The organism is Brevundimonas sp. FG8 (genome assembly GCF_057808845.1).
Genome location: NZ_JBMDIU010000006.1, coordinates 52,781 through 72,350 on the forward strand (window position 1 = coordinate 52,781; position 19,570 = coordinate 72,350).

Annotated in this window: 25 protein-coding genes; 10 read left to right on the forward strand and 15 right to left on the reverse strand. The window is 67.8% G+C overall.

Translation table 11 applies throughout. The features are described from left to right. Nucleotides 1-5: 5 nt before the first annotated feature. Nucleotides 6-566, reverse strand: a complete 561-nt coding sequence (locus ACODRV_RS11710) for a biliverdin-producing heme oxygenase (RefSeq protein ID WP_488908432.1) — start codon at nucleotides 564-566, stop codon at nucleotides 6-8. 148 nt (nucleotides 567-714) lie between these two features. On the opposite strand from ACODRV_RS11710, the gene ACODRV_RS11715 reads away from it, so the two are divergent. From ACODRV_RS11715 to ACODRV_RS11725, 3 genes are all read left to right on the forward strand, one after another. Continuing rightward, nucleotides 715-1,797, forward strand: a complete 1,083-nt coding sequence (locus ACODRV_RS11715; RefSeq protein WP_488908433.1) for an ABC transporter ATP-binding protein — start codon at nucleotides 715-717, stop codon at nucleotides 1,795-1,797. Nucleotides 1,798-1,844: 47 nt separating this feature from the next. Then, nucleotides 1,845-2,882 (forward strand): alanine racemase, encoded by a 1,038-nt coding sequence (gene alr / locus ACODRV_RS11720; protein WP_488908434.1) that lies wholly within the window; start codon nucleotides 1,845-1,847, stop codon nucleotides 2,880-2,882. A 227-nt stretch (nucleotides 2,883-3,109) separates the two neighbouring features. Continuing rightward, nucleotides 3,110-4,063 carry an NAD-dependent epimerase/dehydratase family protein gene (locus ACODRV_RS11725; RefSeq protein WP_141626759.1) on the forward strand — a complete coding sequence of 318 codons (954 nt, stop codon included), beginning with the start codon at nucleotides 3,110-3,112 and terminating at the stop codon, nucleotides 4,061-4,063. Between the two features lie 10 nt (nucleotides 4,064-4,073). On the opposite strand, the gene ACODRV_RS11730 is transcribed toward ACODRV_RS11725, so the two are convergent. Next, on the reverse strand, nucleotides 4,074-4,403 hold the full coding sequence (locus tag ACODRV_RS11730) for a hypothetical protein (protein WP_488908435.1): 330 nt from the start codon (nucleotides 4,401-4,403) through the stop codon (nucleotides 4,074-4,076). Between the two features lie 80 nt (nucleotides 4,404-4,483). On the opposite strand from ACODRV_RS11730, the gene radA reads away from it, so the two are divergent. The 3 genes from radA to purF are packed head-to-tail and all read left to right on the forward strand — an operon-like array spanning nucleotide 4,484 to nucleotide 8,013. Then, nucleotides 4,484-5,848 (forward strand): DNA repair protein RadA, encoded by a 1,365-nt coding sequence (gene radA, locus ACODRV_RS11735; protein WP_488908436.1) that lies wholly within the window; start codon nucleotides 4,484-4,486, stop codon nucleotides 5,846-5,848. A gap of 27 nt (nucleotides 5,849-5,875) precedes the next feature. Continuing rightward, a complete protein-coding gene (locus tag ACODRV_RS11740; protein WP_488908437.1) occupies nucleotides 5,876-6,472 on the forward strand; it encodes a CvpA family protein in 597 nt (198 codons plus the stop codon). A 26-nt stretch (nucleotides 6,473-6,498) separates the two neighbouring features. Then, complete coding sequence (gene purF / locus ACODRV_RS11745) at nucleotides 6,499-8,013, forward strand: amidophosphoribosyltransferase (protein ID WP_488908438.1); 1,515 nt, start codon at nucleotides 6,499-6,501, stop codon at nucleotides 8,011-8,013. Nucleotides 8,014-8,038: 25 nt separating this feature from the next. On the opposite strand, the gene ACODRV_RS11750 is transcribed toward purF, so the two are convergent. Beyond that, nucleotides 8,039-8,356, reverse strand: coding sequence for a type II toxin-antitoxin system RelE/ParE family toxin (locus tag ACODRV_RS11750; RefSeq protein WP_488908439.1), 318 nt, complete (start codon nucleotides 8,354-8,356; stop codon nucleotides 8,039-8,041). After that, nucleotides 8,353-8,625, reverse strand: a complete 273-nt coding sequence (locus tag ACODRV_RS11755; protein WP_141626765.1) for a CopG family ribbon-helix-helix protein — start codon at nucleotides 8,623-8,625, stop codon at nucleotides 8,353-8,355. Before ACODRV_RS11755 ends, ACODRV_RS11750 begins: the two co-directional genes overlap by 4 nt. A gap of 67 nt (nucleotides 8,626-8,692) precedes the next feature. Here ACODRV_RS11755 and ACODRV_RS11760 point away from each other — a divergent pair, with 67 nt between their 5' ends. Beyond that, nucleotides 8,693-9,448, forward strand: coding sequence for an SDR family NAD(P)-dependent oxidoreductase (locus ACODRV_RS11760; protein WP_141626766.1), 756 nt, complete (start codon nucleotides 8,693-8,695; stop codon nucleotides 9,446-9,448). A 72-nt stretch (nucleotides 9,449-9,520) separates the two neighbouring features. Further along, nucleotides 9,521-9,928 (forward strand): LytTR family DNA-binding domain-containing protein, encoded by a 408-nt coding sequence (locus ACODRV_RS11765; RefSeq protein ID WP_488908440.1) that lies wholly within the window; start codon nucleotides 9,521-9,523, stop codon nucleotides 9,926-9,928. Here the strand turns inward: ACODRV_RS11765 and ACODRV_RS11770 are convergent. From ACODRV_RS11770 to ACODRV_RS11805, 8 genes are all read right to left on the reverse strand, one after another. Continuing rightward, on the reverse strand, nucleotides 9,852-10,409 hold the full coding sequence (locus tag ACODRV_RS11770) for a lysozyme inhibitor LprI family protein (RefSeq protein WP_488908441.1): 558 nt from the start codon (nucleotides 10,407-10,409) through the stop codon (nucleotides 9,852-9,854). The two genes, ACODRV_RS11765 and ACODRV_RS11770, sit on opposite strands and share 77 nt — an antisense overlap. 59 nt (nucleotides 10,410-10,468) lie before the next feature. After that, the gene (gene der / locus ACODRV_RS11775; RefSeq protein ID WP_141626769.1) at nucleotides 10,469-12,091 is read right to left on the reverse strand and encodes a ribosome biogenesis GTPase Der; all 1,623 of its coding nucleotides are present in this window, start codon (nucleotides 12,089-12,091) and stop codon (nucleotides 10,469-10,471) included. Nucleotides 12,092-12,123: 32 nt separating this feature from the next. Next, nucleotides 12,124-13,539: a PQQ-like beta-propeller repeat protein gene (locus ACODRV_RS11780; protein ID WP_488908442.1), complete on the reverse strand. Its 1,416-nt coding sequence runs from the start codon at nucleotides 13,537-13,539 to the stop codon at nucleotides 12,124-12,126. A 23-nt stretch (nucleotides 13,540-13,562) separates the two neighbouring features. Beyond that, on the reverse strand, nucleotides 13,563-14,354 hold the full coding sequence (locus ACODRV_RS11785) for a tetratricopeptide repeat protein (RefSeq protein WP_488908443.1): 792 nt from the start codon (nucleotides 14,352-14,354) through the stop codon (nucleotides 13,563-13,565). Nucleotides 14,355-14,558: 204 nt separating this feature from the next. Next, nucleotides 14,559-15,395, reverse strand: a complete 837-nt coding sequence (gene panB, locus ACODRV_RS11790; protein ID WP_141626772.1) for a 3-methyl-2-oxobutanoate hydroxymethyltransferase — start codon at nucleotides 15,393-15,395, stop codon at nucleotides 14,559-14,561. A 57-nt stretch (nucleotides 15,396-15,452) separates the two neighbouring features. Then, on the reverse strand, nucleotides 15,453-15,863 hold the full coding sequence (locus ACODRV_RS11795; RefSeq protein ID WP_488908444.1) for a hypothetical protein: 411 nt from the start codon (nucleotides 15,861-15,863) through the stop codon (nucleotides 15,453-15,455). Next, nucleotides 15,853-16,407 carry an RNA polymerase sigma factor gene (locus ACODRV_RS11800; protein WP_141626774.1) on the reverse strand — a complete coding sequence of 185 codons (555 nt, stop codon included), beginning with the start codon at nucleotides 16,405-16,407 and terminating at the stop codon, nucleotides 15,853-15,855. Before ACODRV_RS11800 ends, ACODRV_RS11795 begins: the two co-directional genes overlap by 11 nt. A 25-nt stretch (nucleotides 16,408-16,432) precedes the next feature. Next, nucleotides 16,433-16,810, reverse strand: coding sequence for a DUF6249 domain-containing protein (locus tag ACODRV_RS11805; RefSeq protein ID WP_141626775.1), 378 nt, complete (start codon nucleotides 16,808-16,810; stop codon nucleotides 16,433-16,435). Nucleotides 16,811-16,966: 156 nt separating this feature from the next. Between ACODRV_RS11805 and ACODRV_RS11810 the strand changes: the two genes are divergently transcribed. Then, nucleotides 16,967-17,779 (forward strand): endonuclease/exonuclease/phosphatase family protein, encoded by an 813-nt coding sequence (locus tag ACODRV_RS11810; RefSeq protein WP_141626776.1) that lies wholly within the window; start codon nucleotides 16,967-16,969, stop codon nucleotides 17,777-17,779. Here the strand turns inward: ACODRV_RS11810 and ACODRV_RS11815 are convergent. The 3 genes from ACODRV_RS11815 to ACODRV_RS11825 are packed head-to-tail and all read right to left on the reverse strand — an operon-like array spanning nucleotide 17,743 to nucleotide 19,033. After that, nucleotides 17,743-18,066 (reverse strand): hypothetical protein, encoded by a 324-nt coding sequence (locus tag ACODRV_RS11815; RefSeq protein WP_488908445.1) that lies wholly within the window; start codon nucleotides 18,064-18,066, stop codon nucleotides 17,743-17,745. The two genes, ACODRV_RS11810 and ACODRV_RS11815, sit on opposite strands and share 37 nt — an antisense overlap. After that, nucleotides 18,056-18,595, reverse strand: coding sequence for an RNA polymerase sigma factor (locus tag ACODRV_RS11820; protein WP_488908446.1), 540 nt, complete (start codon nucleotides 18,593-18,595; stop codon nucleotides 18,056-18,058). The genes ACODRV_RS11815 and ACODRV_RS11820 overlap by 11 nt, the downstream gene beginning before the upstream one ends. 27 nt (nucleotides 18,596-18,622) lie before the next feature. Further along, on the reverse strand, nucleotides 18,623-19,033 hold the full coding sequence (locus ACODRV_RS11825; protein ID WP_488908447.1) for a hypothetical protein: 411 nt from the start codon (nucleotides 19,031-19,033) through the stop codon (nucleotides 18,623-18,625). 238 nt (nucleotides 19,034-19,271) lie between these two features. Between ACODRV_RS11825 and ACODRV_RS11830 the strand changes: the two genes are divergently transcribed. Next, entirely contained in the window at nucleotides 19,272-19,511 is a 240-nt protein-coding gene (locus ACODRV_RS11830; RefSeq protein WP_488908448.1) for a DUF2188 domain-containing protein, read from the forward strand. Nucleotides 19,512-19,570: the final 59 nt, after the last annotated feature.

The following is a 19,570-nucleotide window of genomic DNA, read 5'->3' on the forward strand; positions in this document are numbered from 1 at the left end:
AACTTCTATCGGGCAGGTGGAACCAGAAGTCTGAAAGCGAGATCGAACGCGTCCGTTCCGCCCTTCAGGATATCATCCTGCATCGCCCGCCCCGAAGCGCACACAGTCTCCATCAGCGTCATGAACGCGCGCCAACGTGATCCGGTTTCATCGCCCCACGGAACAAGAAACTCAAGCCCCGTCAGGGGTATGCTGTCGCGGATCATGCCCTTGCGCATGACGCGGCCGCCGAGCATCGAACCCTCGACGACATAGACCCAGCCGATGGCCTCGCCATAGGTCGGCAGGGCCGCCGCTGACCGATGCTCGGGGGGGCGCGCGCCGAGCGCGTCCAGCCCGGCCAGAATCAGCGGCGAGCGACGGTCAGGTTCGTACCCTTCCGCCCCGAACGCCGACCGCCATGGCGCGATGGCGTCTTCCACGGCCCTGTGCAGAACCAGAAACTGGCCCACCATTTCGGGACGTTCGGCCAGATTCCGTAGCCGGCGCTCGACGTCCGCCTCCGTCTCGATCGCGCTGTGAATATCGGCCGTGGCCGCGCGGAGGGACTGGAGAACGGGCGACACGGGCATCCATTGTCCCTACCAGACCCCGCGACGGTGTCACCCCGCGCGTGACCATTGATCCGGGGCTGTAACCGTTTACGCTGGCATTTGAAGGGTTCAGACGGCGGGCAACGCCGCGAGCCGACCAGTTTTGTAATGGGCAGGAAACATGGCTGACGTCCGGCTGACCGGCGTGACCAAGCGCTTCGGGACGACCGAGGTGCTGAAGGGAATCGATCTGGAGATCGCGGACGGCGAGTTCGTCGTCTTCGTCGGCCCCTCGGGCTGCGGGAAGTCGACCCTGCTGCGCACCATCGCCGGTCTGGAAGAGGCGTCAGGCGGCGAGATCGCCATCGGCGGGCGCACGGTCAACGACCTGTCCCCGTCGGACCGGGGCATCGCCATGGTGTTCCAGTCCTACGCGCTCTATCCGCACATGAGCGTGTATGAAAACATGGCCTTCGGGCTGAAACTTGCGAAGGCGGACAAGGCGGAGATCGACCGCCGGGTGCGCGCCGCCGCCGAAACGCTGAACATCACCGACTATCTGGAGCGCAAGCCCAAGGCCCTGTCCGGCGGCCAGCGTCAGCGGGTCGCCATCGGTCGCGCCATCGTGCGCGAGCCCGAGGTCTTTCTGTTCGACGAGCCGCTGTCCAACCTCGACGCCGCCCTGCGGGTCCGCATGCGCTACGAGTTCGCGGGGCTGCACGAGCGGCTGAAGACGACCATGATCTACGTCACCCACGACCAGGTCGAGGCGATGACGCTGGCGGACAGGATCGTGGTGCTGAACAGCGGGATCATCGAACAGGTCGGCGCGCCGATGGAGCTGTACGAGCGCCCCCGTAACCTGTTCGTGGCCGAGTTCATCGGCAGCCCGAAGATGAACCTGATCCCCGCCGAAATCGTCACCGCGACCGCGAAGGCCGCGACGGTGAAAACGGCGCTGGGCGACACCCTGAAGGTCTCCGTCGACGCCTCCGCCGCCAAGGCCGGAGACGCCGTCACCGTCGGCATTCGTCCCGAACACCTGACCAGCGGCGGCAAGGCCGGGGACATCAAGGCCGAGGTCACCTTCGCCGAGACCCTGGGTCACGCCACCTTCGCCTACGCCGCCTATGGTGACACGGCCCTGACGCTTCAGCTGCCCGGCGACGTGCGGCCGAAGACCGGCGAGGCCCTGACGCTGGCCGTCCCCGCCGATCAGGCCCACCTGTTCGACGCCTCCGGAACCGCTTTCGACCGTCTGTAGGCGGAAGGCGTGTTGCATCGCACAAGCGCGGGCTTACAGATGGAGCCATGCCCTCCCCGGCCACGCTGACCATCGACCTGAACGCGCTCGCCGCCAACTTCCACACCCTTGAGGCCGTGGGCGGCGTGCCTGTGCACCCGGTTGTGAAGGCCGACAGCTACGGCCTCGGCGCGATCGCTTGCGCCTCGCGACTGATGACCGAGGGCGCCCGCACCTTCTTCGTCGCCCGCGCCGCCGAGGGCGAGGCCCTGCGCAGCGCCCTGGGGCCGGAGCCGGTGATCCATGTGCTGGACGGCTGCCTGACGGGCCATGCCGCCCGCCTGATCGCGGCGGACCTGCGCCCCGTGCTGAACACGCCGGACCAGCTGGCCGAGTGGCGGGCCGCGAACGGCGGCGCCTGCGGCCTGCAGATCGACACCGGCATGAACCGTCTGGGCTTCCGTCCCGGGGACGCGCCCGAGCCGTTTGACGGTCTGGATCTGGTGCTCAGCCATCTGGCCTGTTCCGACGACCCCGATGAGCCGATGAACGCCCGCCAGCGGGACGCCTTCGCCGCCGCCGCGCAACGGTATCCCGGCGCGACCCGCTCATTCGCCAACTCGGGCGGGGTCTTCCTCGGCCCCGACTACGCCTTCGACGCCCTGCGTCCGGGCATCTGCCTTTACGGCGGCGGCCCGGAAGGCCGCCCCGATCCCCGCATCAAGGCCGTCGCGACCCTGGAAGCGGAGGTGCTGCAGGTCCGGGATGTCCCGGCGGGTGAAACCGTCGGCTATTCGCGCGGCTTCCATGCGGTCCGCCCGACGCGCATAGCGACCTGCGCGGCGGGCTATGCGGACGGCCTGCTCCGTAGCTACAGCCCCGGGGGACAGGTCTTCGTCGGCGGCGCCCTGCGGCCGATCGTCGGACGGGTGTCGATGGACGTCTGCGCCGTGGACATCGGCGATCTGGACGTCGCCGTCGGCGACAGGGTCGAACTGTACGGCGCCAACCGTCTGCTGGATGACGCCGCCGCCGCCGCCGGCACCATCAGCTACGAGCTGCTGACCTCGGTTACGGTGAGAGTTCCGCGCCTCTACGTCGGGTAGCGGACGACCCCCGGATAACCGCACAACTATTTCCAATAAACTCAAGCTTACAGAAGTCAGGCACGTTGTCGGATCATTTGATCGCCGTCAGTTCTGGGCTGACTGCACAGCTTGCTATGTAAGCAACCGGACATAGAGAATTAACACTCGAACACACGGAACCCGAGCTTCCCCCGCAAGTTGAGCCCGCTCAAGCGAGAACGCCTCTCGCGTGATCGGGGAAACAGATGCGTGTGCTTGTGACCGGTAGCTCGGGCTTCGTCGGCAAGGCTCTGATGGAGCATCTCAGCGGACTTGGGCATGAGGTCTGCGGCTTCAGTCGCCAACCCCGCCCGTTCTCGATCGCGGGCGACCTGCTCGATCCCGCCACCATCCGGCATGCGCTTGAGACCTTCCGCCCGGATGTCATCTACAATCTGGCGGCCGAAACCGATCTCAAGGGCGAGGCTGTCAACGGCTATGCGGCCAACACGGTCGGGGTGCGCAACCTGCTCGACGAGGTCCAGCGCTCGCCCACGGTTCGGCGGGTGATCTGGGCGTCATCACAACTGGTCTGCAAGCCGGGCCGACCGCCCGCCTCCGACACCGACTACTTCCCCGAAGGCGGCTATGGCGAAAGCAAGGTCGTGGGCGAAAAGATGGTTCGCGCCCGTTCCGGTGGCGGCAAGGAATGGGTGATCTTTCGTTCCACCACGATCTGGGGGCCGGGCATGAGCCCCCACTACGCCTCCATTCTGGGCATGATCCGCAAGGGGCTCTATTTCCATGTCGGCGGACGCCCGCTGATGAAATCCTATTCCTACATCGACAACCTGGTCGATCAGCTGGAGACGCTGGCCACGGCGCCCGCGGAGCAGGTCGCCGGTCGCACCTTCTATCTGGCGGACAGCGAGCCCATCGACCTGCGCGAATGGGCCGGCGGCTTCGCCCGGCATTTCCACAAGGCCATCCCCACCCTGCCGGAGCCGCTCGCGCGGGGGCTCGCGCGGGCCGGTGACGCCATGACCCGTCGCGGCGTGCGCTTCCCGCTGACCAGCCAGCGGCTGGACAACATGCTCACCGAGTACGTCTACGACGTCAGCCCCATCGACCGGGTAAGCGGCCGCACCCGGGTCAGCATGGCGGAGGGCATCGCCAGAACCGCGGACTGGTATCTGCGCGAACGGGCCAGGCCCGCCTGACCCGGTGGGGTCAGAACTGGGCGTTGAGGGCGTCCTGCTGGGTCAGGGCGATGGCGAACACGGCGACGATCATCGGCGCGGCGATGATGAACAGAACCCGCGCGATCCCCGCCCAACGCGTGACAATCTCGTCGCCCAGCTCCGGGTAGCGACCGCCGAGCAGCCAGCCGATGAAACCGAACACCTCAAGCGAATTCGTCAGCGGATCAGGCGCGGCGGTCGCCCGTCCGTCCTTCTTCAGGGTCCGCACCCGCCACATCAGCCGGACGGCGCTGAGGCTATAGGCCATGGCGATGACCCAGGTCACGCCGAACAGGATCATGAAGGTCTGAAGCGACATGGGAACCTATGCGTCATTTTTGGACGTATGGCTCTCGAGGCACCCTGCCCCGGCCCCGCCGATTCCTGTAAGCCAACCCCATGGCTAGAGACGGCGCAATATATGTTTGTCAGTCCTGCGGGGCGGTGCACGGCAAATGGTCCGGGCAGTGCAGCGCTTGCGGGCAATGGAACTCCATTGTCGAGGAGAGCCGCTCGGCCCCGCCCGGCGCGCTGAAGCCCGCCGCGACCAGCCGGGCGAAGGGCCTCAATTTCGAGACGCTGCAGTCCGACACGCCCGAGCCCCCGCGCATCGTCACCGGCGTCACCGAGTTCGACCGGGTCTGCGGCGGCGGCGTGGTGCCGGGCTCGGCCCTGCTTCTGAGCGGCGACCCCGGCGTCGGCAAGTCGACCCTGCTGCTGGAAGTGGCCGCCAGGGCCGCCCTCGCCGGGCGCCGCGTCGCCTATATCTCCGGCGAGGAGGCGGTGGAGCAGATCCGCTCCCGCGCCCGCCGCATGGGCTTTGAAAAGGCGCCGGTCGAGCTGGCCTCGGCCACGGCCCTGCGCGACATCCTCGGCACGCTGAAGCGCGAGAAATTCGACATCGTCATCGTCGATTCGATCCAGACCCTCTGGTCCGACGTTCATGAGGCCGGGCCGGGTTCGGTCACCCAGGTCCGGGCCTGCGCCAGCGAGATGGTGCGGCTGGCCAAGTCGGGCGGCCCGGCGGTCATTCTGGTCGGCCACGTCACCAAGGACGGCCAGGTCGCCGGTCCCCGGGTGGTCGAGCACATGGTCGATGCGGTTCTGAGCTTCGAGGGCGAGCGCGGCTATCCCTTCCGCATCCTGCGCGCGGGCAAGAACCGCTTCGGGGCCACCGACGAGATCGGGGTGTTCGAGATGGGCGACGGCGGACTGCGCGAGGTCAGCAATCCCTCCGCCCTCTTCCTCGGCGAGGGCAATGATCGGGCGCCGGGCGCGGCGGTCTTCGCCGGCATCGAAGGCTCGCGCCCCGTGCTGGTCGAGATGCAGGCGCTGGTGTCCAAATCCGCCTACGGCACGCCCCGCCGCGCGGTCGTCGGCTGGGACACCGGCCGTCTGGCCATGGTTCTGGCTGTGCTGGAGGCGCGCTGCGGCATCAGCTTCGGCGATCAGGACGTCTATCTGAACGTCGCGGGCGGCCTGCGGATCAATGAACCCGCCGCCGATCTGGCCGCCGCGTCGGCCCTGATCAGCTCGGCCATGGACATGCCCCTGCCGCAGGGCTGCGTCGTCTTCGGCGAAATCAGCCTGTCCGGCGAAATCCGCGCCGTCGGCCGCGCCGAGGCAAGGCTGCGCGAGGCCCAGAAGCTGGGCTTCGATCAGGCCCTGTCGCCGGTCCTGACCGTCAAGGACAAGGGCGTAAAGGTCACAGCCGTGAACCGACTCAGCGAAGCGGTCGAACGAATCTCGCAAAACCGCTATTGAGGCTGAACGTCCGGGTTTCGAGCGCGCATGAACGGTTTTGACGTCGTCGCCATTCTGGTTCTGATCGCCTCGGCCGGGGCCGGATGGGTGCGCGGGGGCACGCGCGAGATCATCACCCTGTTCAGCTTCGTGCTGGCCGCCTTCATCGCCCTGATCGCCCTGCCCCTGACGGCTCCGCTGGGCCGGGCGCTGGTCAATCCCGACTGGGCCGGAACGATCTTCGCGGCCATCCTGACCTTCCTGCTGATTTATTTCGGCATCCGCATCTTCGGCTCGATCCTGTCGAAGCGGGCGCAGGCGCATCCGCAACTCGGCGGCGTGGACCGGTTCGTCGGCGTCTTCGTCGGCGCGGCGCGCGGACTGGTGCTGCTGGGCGCGATCCATCTGGTCATCGCCGCCGCCATGCCGGGCGAAAGAACGCCGGGCTGGCTGACCAACGCCGCCGTGCGTCCGCTGACCGCCGGGGCCGCCCGCGCCATCCAGATCATCCTGCCGGGCATCGGCCGGGGCGTGGACGCCCTGACGCCGGTCGTCTCTTCGTCCGTGAGCAAAGGTTTTTCGGAAGAAGAAGCCTTGCCCTCGCCCCAAACAGACAATACTTCGCCCGCGTCCGCCGCCCGCTAGCGCCCCAGCTTCATCGGAGCCCCACGATGAGCCGCCTCGACCATTCCATCGCCGCCCCCGTCGTTCATCGGGAGCACCATCGAGACGCCGACGACGACCGTCCGCGTCTGGAATGCGGGGTCTGCGGCGTGTGGGGCGCGGAACCGGATGAAGCCTCCTCCATCGTCGCCCTGGGCCTGCACGCCCTGCAGCATCGCGGTCAGGAAGCCTGCGGCATCGCCAGCGTCCACGACGCCCGCTTCCACACCGAACGCCACATGGGTCTGGTCGGAGACGCCTTCGGAGGCGCCAATCTGGCGGAGCGCATGCCGGGCTCGGCGGCCGTGGGCCACACCCGCTACTCCACCGCCGGCGGCAGCTTCCTGCGCAACATCCAGCCGATGTTCGCCGATCTGGATCAGGGCGGCATCGCCATCGCCCACAACGGCAACCTGACGAACTTCAAGTACCTGCACAGCCAGCTGGTCTCGGAAGGCGCCATCTTCCAGTCGACCTCCGACTCCGAGGTGATCCTTCATCTGATCGCCCGCAGCCGTAAGGCCAAGATCGTCGACCGCTTCATCGACGCGCTCGGCCGCATCGAGGGCGGCTACGCCCTGGTCTGCCAGACGCGCTCGAAGATGATCGGCGCCCGTGACCCGCTGGGCATCCGTCCGCTGGTTCTGGGCCGGCTTGGCGACGCCTGGGTTCTGGCTTCCGAGACCTGCGCCCTGGACACCATCGGCGCCACCTTCGTGCGCGACGTCGAGAACGGCGAGGTCATCGTGATCGATCACGACGGCCTGCGCTCGGTGAAGCCCTTCCCGGCCAAGGCCGCCCGGCCCTGCCTGTTTGAATACGTCTACTTCGCCCGCCCCGACAGCGTCGTGAACGGCAAGTCGGTCTATGAGGTCCGCAAGCGCATGGGGCGCGGTCTGGCTCGCGAATATCCGATCGAGGCCGACGTGGTCGTGCCGGTGCCGGACTCGGGCGTGCCCGCCGCCCTCGGCTATGCGCAGGAAAGCGGCATCCCCTACGAGATGGGGATCATCCGCAGCCACTATCTGGGCCGCACCTTCATCCAGCCCAGCCAGGGCGCCCGTCAGAAGGGCGTGCGCATGAAGCACAGCCCGAACCGCGAGGTTCTGGCCGGCAAGCGCGTGGTGCTGATCGACGACTCCATCGTGCGCGGCACCACCTCGGTGAAGCTGGTGCGCGCCGTCCGCGCCGCCGGGGCCACGGAGGTTCACCTGCGCTCGGCCTCGCCGCCGATCCTGTACCCGGACTTCTACGGCATCGACATGCCCGAGCGGGATCAGCTGATCGCCGCGAACAAGACGCTGGAAGAGATGCGCGCCTACCTCGAGGTGGACTCGCTCGGCTTCCTCTCGGTCGACGGCCTGTACGGCGCCATGGACGCCGGCGTCCGCGACAGCGCCAATCCGCAGTTCACCGATCACTACTTCACCGGCGACTATCCGACCCGCCTGCTGGACCGTGAAATCGAGGAAGGCGGCCGCGAGGACAACACCCGGCAACTGTCGCTGCTCGTCAGCGCCTGAGGCATCCGCTTCCGACGCCGACAGGCTACCGCGCGTCCTCGTCCGGATGGGGCGTCCAGCCCGTCCAGTCCTGCGACGTATGGAAGACCCTGTGAATCCATAATTCGCCATCGGGGCCTCCGAGCAGCGAATAGACGATCAGATACGGCGTCCTGAGTACGGACTTCTCATACGTGCCCTCGCAATAGCCGGGGCGACCAATGGGCCGACGGGCCAGCGCCGCGACAGTCTCCTCCAGACGGTCAGCCAGATGATCGGCCGCCGCCTCGTTCTTCTGGGTCAGGTAGGCGATCGCGGCGTCAAACTGGTTCAACGCCGTGTCGGACCAGCGAACGGACCTCACGTCTTTGATCTGGGCCCGTCTGATCTGTGTCTGTCGATGGTTCCGCGGATGCGAGCCATCGCGTCCTCGTGGGAGACGGTTCGACCTTCGCGGAAATCTTCCCGGGACTGCTCGACCGCCTCAAGCATTTCCAGTTCCCGATCCAGAAAGGCTTCCATGGCCCGCTCGGCTACCGCGGACGGCGTTCTTTGGGTGCGCTCTGCAAACAGGCCGAGCTTGGACTTGAGAGATTCACTCACACGCAGGTTCAGCGTTGCAGTCTTGGCCATCGCAATCTCCAACAACAACACAATGTAACACATTGACCCTTCGGCTCGCCAGACCTACGACGCCGCCATGACTTCCGATCTTCCCCTCAAAGACCGTATCGCCCTCGTCGTCGGGGCCACTCGCGGCATCGGTTACGAAAGCGCGCTCGCGCTCGCCAAGGCCGGCGCGCACGTCATCGCCACGGGCCGCACGCAAGGCGCTCTGGAAGATCTGGACGACGCCATCTTCGCCGCCACCGGCCAGCACGCGACCCTGATCCCGTTCGACCTCGTGGACGGCGGCGGCATCGACCGCATGGGCGGCGCCCTGTACGAGCGCTTCGGCAAGCTGGACATCTGGGTGCAGGCCGCCGCCACCATGGGCGCCGAGGGCCTGACGCCGGTGTCGAACGCCGACCCGCGCGGCTTCGCCAAGGTCGAGAAGACCAACTTCACCGCCGTCTATCGCCTGATCCGTTCGCTGGAGCCGCTGCTGAAGGCGTCGGACGCCGCCCGCGTCATCCACCTGACCACCAGCGTCGCCACCGTCCCGCGCGCCTTCTGGGGCGCGTATGCGGCGACCAAGGCGGGCGCCGAGGCCCTGATGAAATGTTGGGCCGACGAGATCGAGTCCATGCCGATCCGCGTCGCCATCCTCGATCCGGGCCGCATGCGCACCCAGCTGCGCGCCCAGGCCTATCCGGGCGAAGACCCGGAACAGAACATCCATCCGTCGGCCATCGGCCCGCTGATCGTCGAACTGGCCCGCCCGGACCTTGAGCCGCCGCTGACGGTCAGCTTCAAGGAATGGAACGCAGGCCCGCAAGCGTCGGCGCTGGTGTGACGTTCGTCCCAGGGGCCACATCCCGTCCCCCGAACGTTGAGTTGAGGCGATGGAGGCGGCCGTGATCGCGGCATGTCGATCTATCCCCTCCTCCTCGCCGTTCACATCGCCGGCGGCCTCGGCGCCGTCCTCATCGGGATCGCGCCCGTCCTGCCCCCCAAGGGTGGGCGCGCCCATAGCCTGACCGGACGAGCCTTCGCCGCCAACTATGTCGTCATCCACTGGCGCGACCGCGAGGGCCTGCTGCGCGAGACCCTTCAGACGCTGGAAGCCCGCCTCGCCCCGCACGGCTTCGCCCGCGGCCACCGCTCGACGCTGGTGAGCCTCGCGCGGCTGCGGGCGCTGAAGCCCCTGTCCGACGGCGCCTGGCGGATCACGCTGGACAGCGGGACCGAGCTGGTGGTCAGCCGGTCGTATCGGGATGATCTGTTGGCGCGTCTGAAGACGCCTCGCCCTGCGCCTCTTCCCGAACCGTCCTGATCGGCTCCGGCAACAGCGGCGGCGTGCTGTCGAAGAAGGTCAGATGGTCTTTCCAGATGTCGTGCGTCCGTTGACGCGTCGCCTCGGTGTGGCAGCTCATCAGAACGATGGTGCGGATCGTCCCGCCCTTCGCCAGATCCCACTGCGCATCGCAGCGAACCTCGGCATAGGCCTCCCACGCCTTCTGCGCCGTGTTCAGGAGCTCAACCTGCCGCGTCGGCTCATCGCCGTACTCGCCGGACCCGGCATCCGTGGCCGCTGCCCGTTCCAGGGCCCGATCCAGATAGCGCTGCATACGCGCCTGCTCGGCGTTCACATCCTCAAGCGCACAGACATTGAGTTCCAGCGTATTCCCGTTCCGGACGCACCGGGGCTCCTCATGCGCATAGCTCGGGGCTGGCTCCGGCGGTCCGAACAGGGACTCGGCCTGCGAGGAAGGCGCGACTTGCAGGGCAAGCGACAGCGCGACAGCGAGAATCATCGGTGGGCTCCAGCGGACATCGCCAAGCTAGAGCGAGCCTCGCTCTTGTCGAGCCTGCCCTACTTCTTCGGCGCGTGCTTCTGACCCGTGCGAATTCGGCCCGAGCGGGAGACCTGACGCGCCCCGCCGCGCGCGCCCTTCTGGACGGCGATGGAGGAGCCGGCCTTCTTGGACGAACTGGCCTTCACGCCCGAGACGACCTTGGGCTGATGCTTGCGGGTCTTCTTCTGCTCCAGCGCCTTGCCCGGCAGGTTGGACAGCCGCTCCTCGGCCTCCTTGGCCTTCTTCACGCGGCGCGGCGCGGTCTTGGCGTCGCCCTTGTAGCGTTCCGGCCCCGACTTGGCGCCGCCCTCGGCATAGGGGTTGTCGCCGCTCGACTTGACGATCAGGCGGATCGGCGTGCCGGGCAGGTCGAAGCTCTCGCGCAGCGAGTTCACCAGATAGCGCTTGTAGTGGTCCGGCATCGCCTCGGCGCGGCTGGCCATCAGCACGAAGGTCGGCGGACGGGCCTTGGTCTGGGCCATGTATTTCGGCTTGATGCGCTTGCCGTCGACGGCGGGCGGCGGGTGCCGCTGGGTCGCCATGGACAGCCAGGTGTTCAGGTCCTTGGTCTTCACCTTGACCGACCAGGTGTCATAGGCCTTCAACACGGCGGGCATCAGGCGCTCGACGCCCCGGCCCGAGTGCGAGGACAGGGCCACGAACGGCGTGCCCTTCAACTGGGGCAGCTTGTCCTCGGCCATGGCCTTCAGCTTGGCCATGCGGGACTGGGGTTCTTCCTCAAGGTCCCATTTGGACGCGACATAGATCAGCGCCCGCCCTTCCCGCTCGACCAGATCGGCCAGTTGCAGATCCTGGATGTCGAAGGCGTTGTCCTTGTCCATCATCAGGATGACCACCTCGGCGAAGGTGATGGCCCGGATAGTGTCGGCGACCGACAGCTTCTCCAGCTTCTCCTGCACCCGCGCCTTGCGGCGCATGCCGGCGGTGTCGACGAAGCGGATGGCCCGGCCTTCGTATTCCCAGTCGACCGAGATCGAGTCGCGCGTGATGCCCGCCTCCGGCCCGACCAGCAGGCGATCCTCGCCCAGAAGGCGGTTCACCAGCGTGGACTTGCCCGCGTTCGGGCGGCCGATGACGGCGATGCGGATCGGTTTGTCGGTTTCCTCGACCTCTTCGATGAAGATGTCGGCCGAGGCCGCCAGAATGGCCTGATACAGGTCCGCCATGCCCTCGCCGTGCTCGGCGGAGATGGCCACCGGCTCGCCGAAGCCCAGCGCATGGGCCTCGCCCACGCCGCCGCCGCTTTCACGGCTCTCGGACTTGTTTGCCAGCAGGATGATCGGCTTGTGCACCTTGCGCAGACGGTCGGCGAAGATGCGGTCCAGCGACGTCACGCCCTCGCGGGCGTCCATCATGAACAGGATCAGTTCGGCGTCGTCGATCGCCGCTTCGGTCTGCTCGCGCATCCGGGCCTCGAGGCTTTCGTCGGTGACGTCCTCGTAGCCCGCCGTGTCGATCAGCGTCAGGTCCATGTCCCCGATGTTGCCGTCCGCATAGCGACGGTCGCGGGTCACGCCGGGGCGATCATCGACCAGCGCGAGCCGCTTGCCGACGAGGCGATTGAAAAGTGTCGACTTGCCTACGTTCGGGCGGCCGACGATGGCGACTTTGAGAGCCATGTCGGCCTTCTAACGCAGTTCGCGGGTTTTGGTCAGCGAATGCTGAGCAGGACGCCGCGATCAGTCAAAACATAGACCGCGCCGTTATAGGCGGCCGGGGCGATATAGGCAGGACCGCCCAGCTTGATCGAGCTGGTCTCGGCGCCCGTCTTCGGGTCGAGGGCGATCAGGTCACCGTCCGAATTGGTCAGCAGCAGGCGGTTCGACGCCAGCAGCGGCCCCGACCATTCCGGGGTCACGGTGCGGTCGAAGAAGCCCAGGAAGCCGCCTTCCTGACGGACGCGGCCCTCGTTGAGGTTCCGCGTCCAGTAGACCTGTCCGCTCTCGCGGTTGATCACCGTCAGTTCGCCGCTCTTCGACACGACATAGACCACGTCGCCGACCGGCAGCGGGGCGTTCACGCCCGCGATGGGCAGTTGCCACTTCGGCTGGCCGGAGCGGACTTCCATCGCCGACAGGACGCCCGAATGGCCGACCGCATAGACGACGCCGCGGCTGACGACCGGACGACCGGCGATGTCGCGAATTTCCGACAGGGCGCTGGTGCGGCTGGTGCGCGACAGGGTCTGGGTCCACAGCGACTGGCCGGTGGCCGCGCGCAGGGCGGTGACTTCACCCGACGAGAAGGGCGCGATGACCGTATCGCCGGTCACGGCCGGGCTGGACGCGCGCATGATGCGGGCAGGCTCGGGAATGCCGCGATACGACCACGCCTGCTGACCGTTGGCCGCGTCGAAGGCGAGCATCTGGTTCTCGACGTCCACCACGAACACGCGACCGCCCGCGAAGGTCGGAGCGCCGTGGATCGGCACGTCAACGCGGGTGGTCCAAAGCACCGCGCCGGTGGCCTGATCCAACGCCGTGACGACGCGATAGCCCGAGGAGACGAAGACCTTGCCGGCGCCGACGGCCACGCCGCCGCCGAAGCCGCCGCCGCCCGAACCGCCGCCGATGCCGAAGAAGCCGCCGGGGGCGTCGCGTTCGTCCGGCTTGATGTTGGCCTTCCAGCTGACCGCGCCCGTGGCGGCGTCAACGGCCGAAACCGTGGCTTCGCCGTCCATGACGAAGACGCGGCCGCCGTCGGCCACGATGGGCGACATGACCTGATGGGTCCGCGACGAGCCCGCGCCGATGTTCCGACGCCAGGCGACCGTGAAGTCCGCCGCGCCGATGACGTGCTCGACCGAGTTTTCAGCCGTGCCGCCGGGCTGGGTCCAGGCCACGGCGGCCTGCGGACCCGGAATGAAGAAGTCGCGGCCCGACAGCGCCGCCGACGGGGCCAGTTGCTGTTCGAACTCCAGGACGGAGATCCGCTGACCGGCGGTGGCCGTCGCGGTGTTGCCGTCGTTGCCGCCCAAGCCGAATGGCAGGACGTTGCGCACCGACGAGCAGGAGGCGGCGGTCATGGCGAGCCCGCACAGCAGGGCGACTTTAAGCACACGGTTCATGGCGAACGTCCTGGAGGCCGGGGTCACGGGCGGGCCGGAGCGGCGGGCTGAGGAGCTTGGGGCGCGGCGGGCGCCTGGGCCGGAGCTTGCGCCGGAGCCTGGGCCCGGTTCGGGGCGGCGGCGGCCTGGGCGGCGGCCATCTGGCCGACGATGGCCTGCACATTGGCCGCGCCGCCGGAGTCGATGGCGTCCAGAGCGATCTGGGCGTGCTGGCTGACCAGCGGCGGCGTATCGATGTCGTTCTTCAGGACGACAAGGATCGCCTTGGCCTCGTTCGGCTTGCCGTGTTGCAGCAGGGCCAGGGCCAGGGCTTCCTGGGCGAAGGCGTTGAACGGGCGGTCGTCGCCGCTCAGGGCTTCGGCGCGCTTGGTGACCTGTTCGAGGGTCTCGATGTCCATCGCCAGCAGCAGGGCCTTGTAGGCGGCCGGGCCGGAGATCAGCGGATCGCGCGAGGCGGCGGCGGCTTCATCGAGGAAGGCCAGGGCCTGGGCGTCACGACCGGCGTCCAGCGCGATGCCCGCGCGGTGTTGCAGCGCCAGGGCCTTGTAGGCGCTGTTCCCCTCCTTCGCCGCCTGGGCGAAGGCGGCGTCGGCGCCGACCGGGTTGTTCGACTGGAGCGATTCGAGCCCTCGCTCCATCGCGATGGAGGCCTTGTCCGCCTTCGAGGTCTCCCACGATTGCCAGCCCCAGAACGCCAGGGCGCCAATCAGCGCGACGACCAGCACGCCGCCGACAATGGGCAACCACACGCGGGCGAGACGCTTGTACCGTTCGGAGCGAAGCTCCTCCTCGACCTGCTCGAAGACATCAGACACTGAATGGTCGCCCCAAAGAACGGCTCCACAGAACCGTTGAATTTCAATCCGGCCGGACCCTAGACCATTTTTGCTTCAGGTCGGAACGACCTGAATCCAAAAAATGGTCGAGATCCCTACTGGAGCCCGTCCGTGCGGCGGAACCGAAGTCCACTTCCGCCTGACGGCCTCTAGAGGGTCAACCGCGCGCCCGCAACGCAGGCTTTACTGCGCGACGGGCTTTTTCGAGAAGTAGGTCTCGACTTCGGCAGGAAAACGGCGGCTCCGGACGTCCGCGGCGTATGCGCCCACGGCCCGGTCGATCTCGCTCTTCAGATCCGCGTAGCGGCGGACGAATTTCGGGGTCCAGTCGAACACGCCCAGCATGTCGTGGACCACCAGAATCTGCCCGTCGCAGGCGGCGGAGGCCCCGATGCCCACCGTCGGCTTGTCGATGGCCTCGGTGATGTCGCGCGCCAGCCCCTCGGCCACACCCTCGATGACCACGGCGAAGGCGCCGGCGTCGGCGGTGGCCTCGGCCTCGGCGATCACCCGCAGGCGCTCTTCCTCGGTTCGGCCCTTGGCCTTGAAGGCGCCGTCGGTCAGCACCGCCTGCGGACGCAGACCCACATGCCCCATCACCGGAATGCCGCGCTGAACCAGATAGGCGATGGTCTCGGCCACCGTCGGGCCGCTTTCCAGCTTCACGCCCTGGGCGCCGGTTTCCTTCATCACCCGCGCGCAGTTCTCGTAGGCGACTTCCTTGGCGCCTTCATAGCTGCCGAAGGGCATGTCGATCACGACCATGGCGCGCTTCGAACCGCGCATGACCGCCTGACCATGCAGAATCATCATCTCCAGCGTCACGCCGACCGTGTTGGGCAGGCCGTGCACCGCCATGCCGACGCTGTCGCCGACCAGCAGCAGGTCGCAGTGGGCGTCGAGAATCTCTGCGGTCGGGGCGTCGTAGGCGGTCAGGCAGACCAGCGGCTCCCCGCCCTTGCGGGCCCGGATATCGGGCGCGGCGAGGCGACGGACGGTTTCCTGCTTCTGGCTGGACATGGGGAGGCTCCGGTTCAGGACATCGCCTAGATAGGCGTCCGGAGCCCCACCGTCACCTCACACTTCCTGGGACAGACGCAACAGCCCGATCGACGCCACCGCGATCAGACCGGCGGCGGCCACCCAGAACATCTGCATTCCGCCGACCGGCGCCAGATCCATCGAACCCAGCCCGAAGCGATCCAGTCCATTCTGCAGGACCGATTGCGCGTTGACGCTGGCGGCCTGAAGCCCATGCCCCACCAGCGCCGCGGACTCGCCCGGCTCCGCGCTGAGACGAACCGTCAGCACCTCGCGCGCCGCCACGCCCAGACCCAGCACGCTGGCGAGGCCCAGAATGAGGAAGCGAAGGCGGGAACCGCGTTGCAGACGCTGCTCGACTTCCGCCGTGAACAGCGGCGCGTCCGGCAGGGACGGCGCCCGGGCGAACAGGCGCTCGATCGCCGGATCGAACTCTTCAGCCGACATGCTGCGTCCTCCCCATTGAGTCTGCGGGCTGTAGCCGCGCGCGGAGTTTATCCAGACCACGTTTGACATGAGACTTCACCGTGCCGAGTGGCAAATTCAGGGCCGTGGCGATCTCCGGATGCGCCATCCCCGCGCCGTGGCACAGGGACACGCACAGCCGTTCGACCTCGCTCAACCCCTTCAGGGCTTCATCGAGGTCCATCAGCCCGCCCGGATCGGGCGCGGCGATGACCTCTTCGGTTTCGACTTCAGCGACATAGCGGGCTTCCTTGGCCACCCGCTTGATGTAGAGGCGGGCCGCGATCCGCTTCACCCAGGCGGCGAAAGTGCCCTCGCCGCGAAACTCGGCGCAGCGTTCGAACGCCTGGATGAAGGCGTCCTGTGCGATGTCGTCCGCCAGCGCGGGCTGGGCGCCCATCCGGCGCAGCAGGCCGCGCACGGCCGAGCCGTGACGCCGCACCAGCTCGCCGAACTCCCGACGTCCGCCCGCCGCCGCTGAGGCGGCGAGCTCGACATCGTGCCGATCTACCAGGGCCTGGGCCATGAGGGTTCCCCTGTCCTGCCCGACCTCAGTCCTTGTTCTTGTTGAAGAAGCCCAGACCCAGGAAGGCCACGCCGACGGTGGCCGGGATCGCCGAGACCGCGAGCATGCCGTACATGATCTCTTCCTCGAAGAAGGACAGAGCCGCGCCGCACAGCGCCAGACCGACGGAGACCGCCAGCAGGATCACGCCCAGGCGGATGTCGCGGGTCGCGGACGGCGGGCGATGGATCGAGGCGCTCATCGATTCGATCACATCAGCCGGCAGGGGCTGCCCTTTCTCGATGGCGGATCGAAGGGTGGTCTGGATCTCCCGTTGCGCCTTGACCTTCTGCATCGTCTGGAAACCGACAATGGCGACGATCATGATGAAGGGGGACAGCGGGATCAGAAGTTCAAAGTCCATGACGACGACCTTTTTGAATGTCTTGAACCGGAGCCTGACGTTCCGGCCTTCTGACGACAAGAGGCGGCGATATGGGCGTATGGATGCGAACCTTCGCGTGAAACTTTCGTAAGGCGGCGCGAGCGCGCTAGAGAGGGCGAAACAGGGAGTATCGTTATGATGGATCGCCGCACGGTTCTGGCCGGAATGGCCGCCGCCCCCGTGGCCGCCTGCGCCTCCACCCCGGCGCCCGTCACCGCCCAACGCACCCTGCGGTTGGCCACCTTCAACATCTGGCACAACATGGGCGACTGGGCCGCCCGGCAGCCCCTGCTGATCGAGGCCGTGCGCGCCGCCGACGCCGACGTCATCGCCCTGCAGGAAGTGCTGGAAGACGCCGCCGTCGGCCTGCCCAATCAGGCGCGGACCTTGGCCGATGCCCTGGGCGGCTATGAGATGCGGTTCGTCTCGACGGACCCGGAGGGCGCGCCGCGCCGCTACGGCAATGCGGTGCTCAGCCGTCTGCCGCTTCTGGCGAGCGATTCGAGGAAGCTCGAGCCGCTGGACGACTATCGCACCGCCCTGCGGGTACGGGTCGATGTGGGCGGTCGGGCCGTCGATGTCGTGAACACCCATCTGGCCTGGCAGCAGGACGCCCAGGCCGTGCGGGCGCGCCAGATCGCCGATCTGCTGGGCTGGTTGCCGAACGACGCAACCCCGCTGGTCGTCACGGGAGACTTCAACGCGGTGCAGGAAGACGCGGGCCTGAACGTCCTGACCGGCGAACGCTTCTTCAGCGCCCTGCCCCGCGGCGCGGTCCAGACGACGCTCAATCCCGCCAAGGGCCATCCGAACCGGGTCATCGACCACATCTTCGCCGAACGCGCCCGGTTCGCGCCGGGTGTCTGGTCGCTGCTGGGGGATCAGCCGACCGGCGGCGAATATCCGTCAGATCATTTCGGCGTCGCGGCGACCCTGACCCTGCGCTGAAGCAGGCCCGACAGCCAAAGAGCGCCGCCCCCGGCCACGGCGATCAGCCCCAGCACCATCGCCACCGGCGAAAGCATCGGCGCGACCTCGCCCGACAGCCGCATCAGGATCGGCGCCAGCGCCCACAGGACGATGCCCGCGACCGTCAGCCAGGGCAGCATCGCCACGACAGTCAGCCAGGCGCGCCGCCGCGCGACCCGCTCGGCCACATCGGCCTCGAAGGCGTAATCGCGCCGGGGCGGGGCCTCGGCGGCGAACAGGGCGGCGAGTTTCTGTTCAGGCGTCATCGGACCCTCCGAGCGCTTTCAGCAGGCGCGAACGTCCACGGGCAACATGGGACTTCACCGTCCCCAGAGGCAAGCCCAGCGCCAGCGAAACCTCGCCGTGCGACCAGCCGTCGCCCAGACACAGGGCCACGCAGCCCCTGACGTCGGGCGGCAATTCCGCCATGGCGGCCTGCAGGGCCAGCTTCTCCTCCGGCGACACCCCGGCCGGAAGCTCCAGGCTCTCCAGCCAGCTCGCGTCCCGCGCCGCGCCGCGCCGGGAGCCGCGGATCCGGTCCTGCGCCTTGCGCCAGGCGATGCCGCACAGCCAGGGCCGGACGCCCGCCGGGTCCTTCAGGGTTCGCAGCGAACTCCAGGCCGCCAGAAAGGCGTCCTGGGCCACATCGTCCGCCTCGGCCCAGCCGCTGCCCAGGAAGCGACGCAGGAAGCCCCGCACCGCCGCCTGATGCCGCTCGACCAGCCGCGAGAAGGCCGCGTCCGAACCGGCGAGCGCGCGGCTCACCAGTTCGGCGTCGCTCAGGGCGCCGTTCACGGTTCGGAATCCCCCCGGCCCGTCCCCTCACCCGCCCCGGCGGCAGGTCAGGGCGCTGATCAGGGCCCAGATCGCCACCGCGCCCATGACGAAGCCCACGATGCTGAAGGCCGTCACCGCGCCGGGGTCGAGATCCCCGATGACGAAACGCGAGCCCAGGAAGCCGGCGCTCAGGGCCGTGAACAGGCCGAACAGCGACCAGTAGTTCGTCGGGCGCCGCGCCGTCGCCGGGGCGCCGTCCCAGCCGTTATCCTCCAGCGGCCGCTGCAGCACTTTCAGCAAGGCCTCCGGCGGCTCCTGCCCCTTCTCCGCATAGGTCTTGATCAGGTTCAGCGCGTCGCGCTGACGGCGGTAGCCGAGATAGCTGTTGTAGGCGCCCATGATCCCGAACCCGATCGGGAAGATCAGCCACCAGAACTGATAGAAGATGGTTTCCATCGTCATTGCCCCTGTCGGCGGGAGCCTTTCCCCCGCGCTTTCATCCGGTAGTCGCCGTCGCCTGCCGGATTGGATGCGGGACCGGATGATTTTCCACCGGCAGGTTCACGCCGCGCGCCGAACCTCGCAAGGCCCCGCTAGCCGAACCGCCTTCCACGGCGTAGGAATCAGCGAACGCGTCGCTGTCGCCGTCCGCGAACAGCCCGTCCGACATCCCTCCCCTTTCCGGAGCCGCATCATGGTCAAGGTCACCTATCGCATCGTCGAACACGACGGAGGCTGGGCCTACAAGCTGGGCGACACCTTCTCGGAAACCTTCCCCAGCCACGACGCCGCCCGCGCCGCCGCCGTGACCGCCTCGCGTGAGCAGAAGGTGTCGGATCAGGACGCCTGGATCGAATGGGAAAACACTGACGGACAGTGGATCACCGAGCGCGCAGACGGTCATGATCGCCCGGAGACGAGCGTCGAGGGCTGATTGCCGCAACCGGTTTTGAACGTTTCGGACTAGGCGAGACGATCCATGCCCGCTAGTCG

Coding starts and splice junctions, on each gene's coding strand:
- ACODRV_RS11755 (WP_141626765.1), bottom strand. CDS start 8,625: ATGGCCAAGACTGCAACGCTGAACCTGCGTGTGAGTGAATCTCTCAAG.
- ACODRV_RS11800 (WP_141626774.1), bottom strand. CDS start 16,407: ATGGCCCAGGCCCTGGTAGATCGGCACGATGTCGAGCTCGCCGCCTCA.
- ACODRV_RS11830 (WP_488908448.1), top strand. CDS start 19,272: ATGGTCAAGGTCACCTATCGCATCGTCGAACACGACGGAGGCTGGGCC.
- ACODRV_RS11770 (WP_488908441.1), bottom strand. CDS start 10,409: ATGATTCTCGCTGTCGCGCTGTCGCTTGCCCTGCAAGTCGCGCCTTCC.
- ACODRV_RS11825 (WP_488908447.1), bottom strand. CDS start 19,033: ATGGAAACCATCTTCTATCAGTTCTGGTGGCTGATCTTCCCGATCGGG.
- ACODRV_RS11740 (WP_488908437.1), top strand. CDS start 5,876: ATGAACGGTTTTGACGTCGTCGCCATTCTGGTTCTGATCGCCTCGGCC.
- ACODRV_RS11810 (WP_141626776.1), top strand. CDS start 16,967: ATGATGGATCGCCGCACGGTTCTGGCCGGAATGGCCGCCGCCCCCGTG.
- der (WP_141626769.1), bottom strand. CDS start 12,091: ATGGCTCTCAAAGTCGCCATCGTCGGCCGCCCGAACGTAGGCAAGTCG.
- ACODRV_RS11715 (WP_488908433.1), top strand. CDS start 715: ATGGCTGACGTCCGGCTGACCGGCGTGACCAAGCGCTTCGGGACGACC.
- ACODRV_RS11730 (WP_488908435.1), bottom strand. CDS start 4,403: ATGTCGCTTCAGACCTTCATGATCCTGTTCGGCGTGACCTGGGTCATC.
- ACODRV_RS11805 (WP_141626775.1), bottom strand. CDS start 16,810: ATGGACTTTGAACTTCTGATCCCGCTGTCCCCCTTCATCATGATCGTC.
- ACODRV_RS11780 (WP_488908442.1), bottom strand. CDS start 13,539: ATGAACCGTGTGCTTAAAGTCGCCCTGCTGTGCGGGCTCGCCATGACC.
- ACODRV_RS11765 (WP_488908440.1), top strand. CDS start 9,521: ATGTCGATCTATCCCCTCCTCCTCGCCGTTCACATCGCCGGCGGCCTC.
- ACODRV_RS11760 (WP_141626766.1), top strand. CDS start 8,693: ATGACTTCCGATCTTCCCCTCAAAGACCGTATCGCCCTCGTCGTCGGG.
- radA (WP_488908436.1), top strand. CDS start 4,484: ATGGCTAGAGACGGCGCAATATATGTTTGTCAGTCCTGCGGGGCGGTG.
- ACODRV_RS11815 (WP_488908445.1), bottom strand. CDS start 18,066: ATGACGCCTGAACAGAAACTCGCCGCCCTGTTCGCCGCCGAGGCCCCG.
- purF (WP_488908438.1), top strand. CDS start 6,499: ATGAGCCGCCTCGACCATTCCATCGCCGCCCCCGTCGTTCATCGGGAG.
- panB (WP_141626772.1), bottom strand. CDS start 15,395: ATGTCCAGCCAGAAGCAGGAAACCGTCCGTCGCCTCGCCGCGCCCGAT.
- alr (WP_488908434.1), top strand. CDS start 1,845: ATGCCCTCCCCGGCCACGCTGACCATCGACCTGAACGCGCTCGCCGCC.
- ACODRV_RS11795 (WP_488908444.1), bottom strand. CDS start 15,863: ATGTCGGCTGAAGAGTTCGATCCGGCGATCGAGCGCCTGTTCGCCCGG.
- ACODRV_RS11725 (WP_141626759.1), top strand. CDS start 3,110: ATGCGTGTGCTTGTGACCGGTAGCTCGGGCTTCGTCGGCAAGGCTCTG.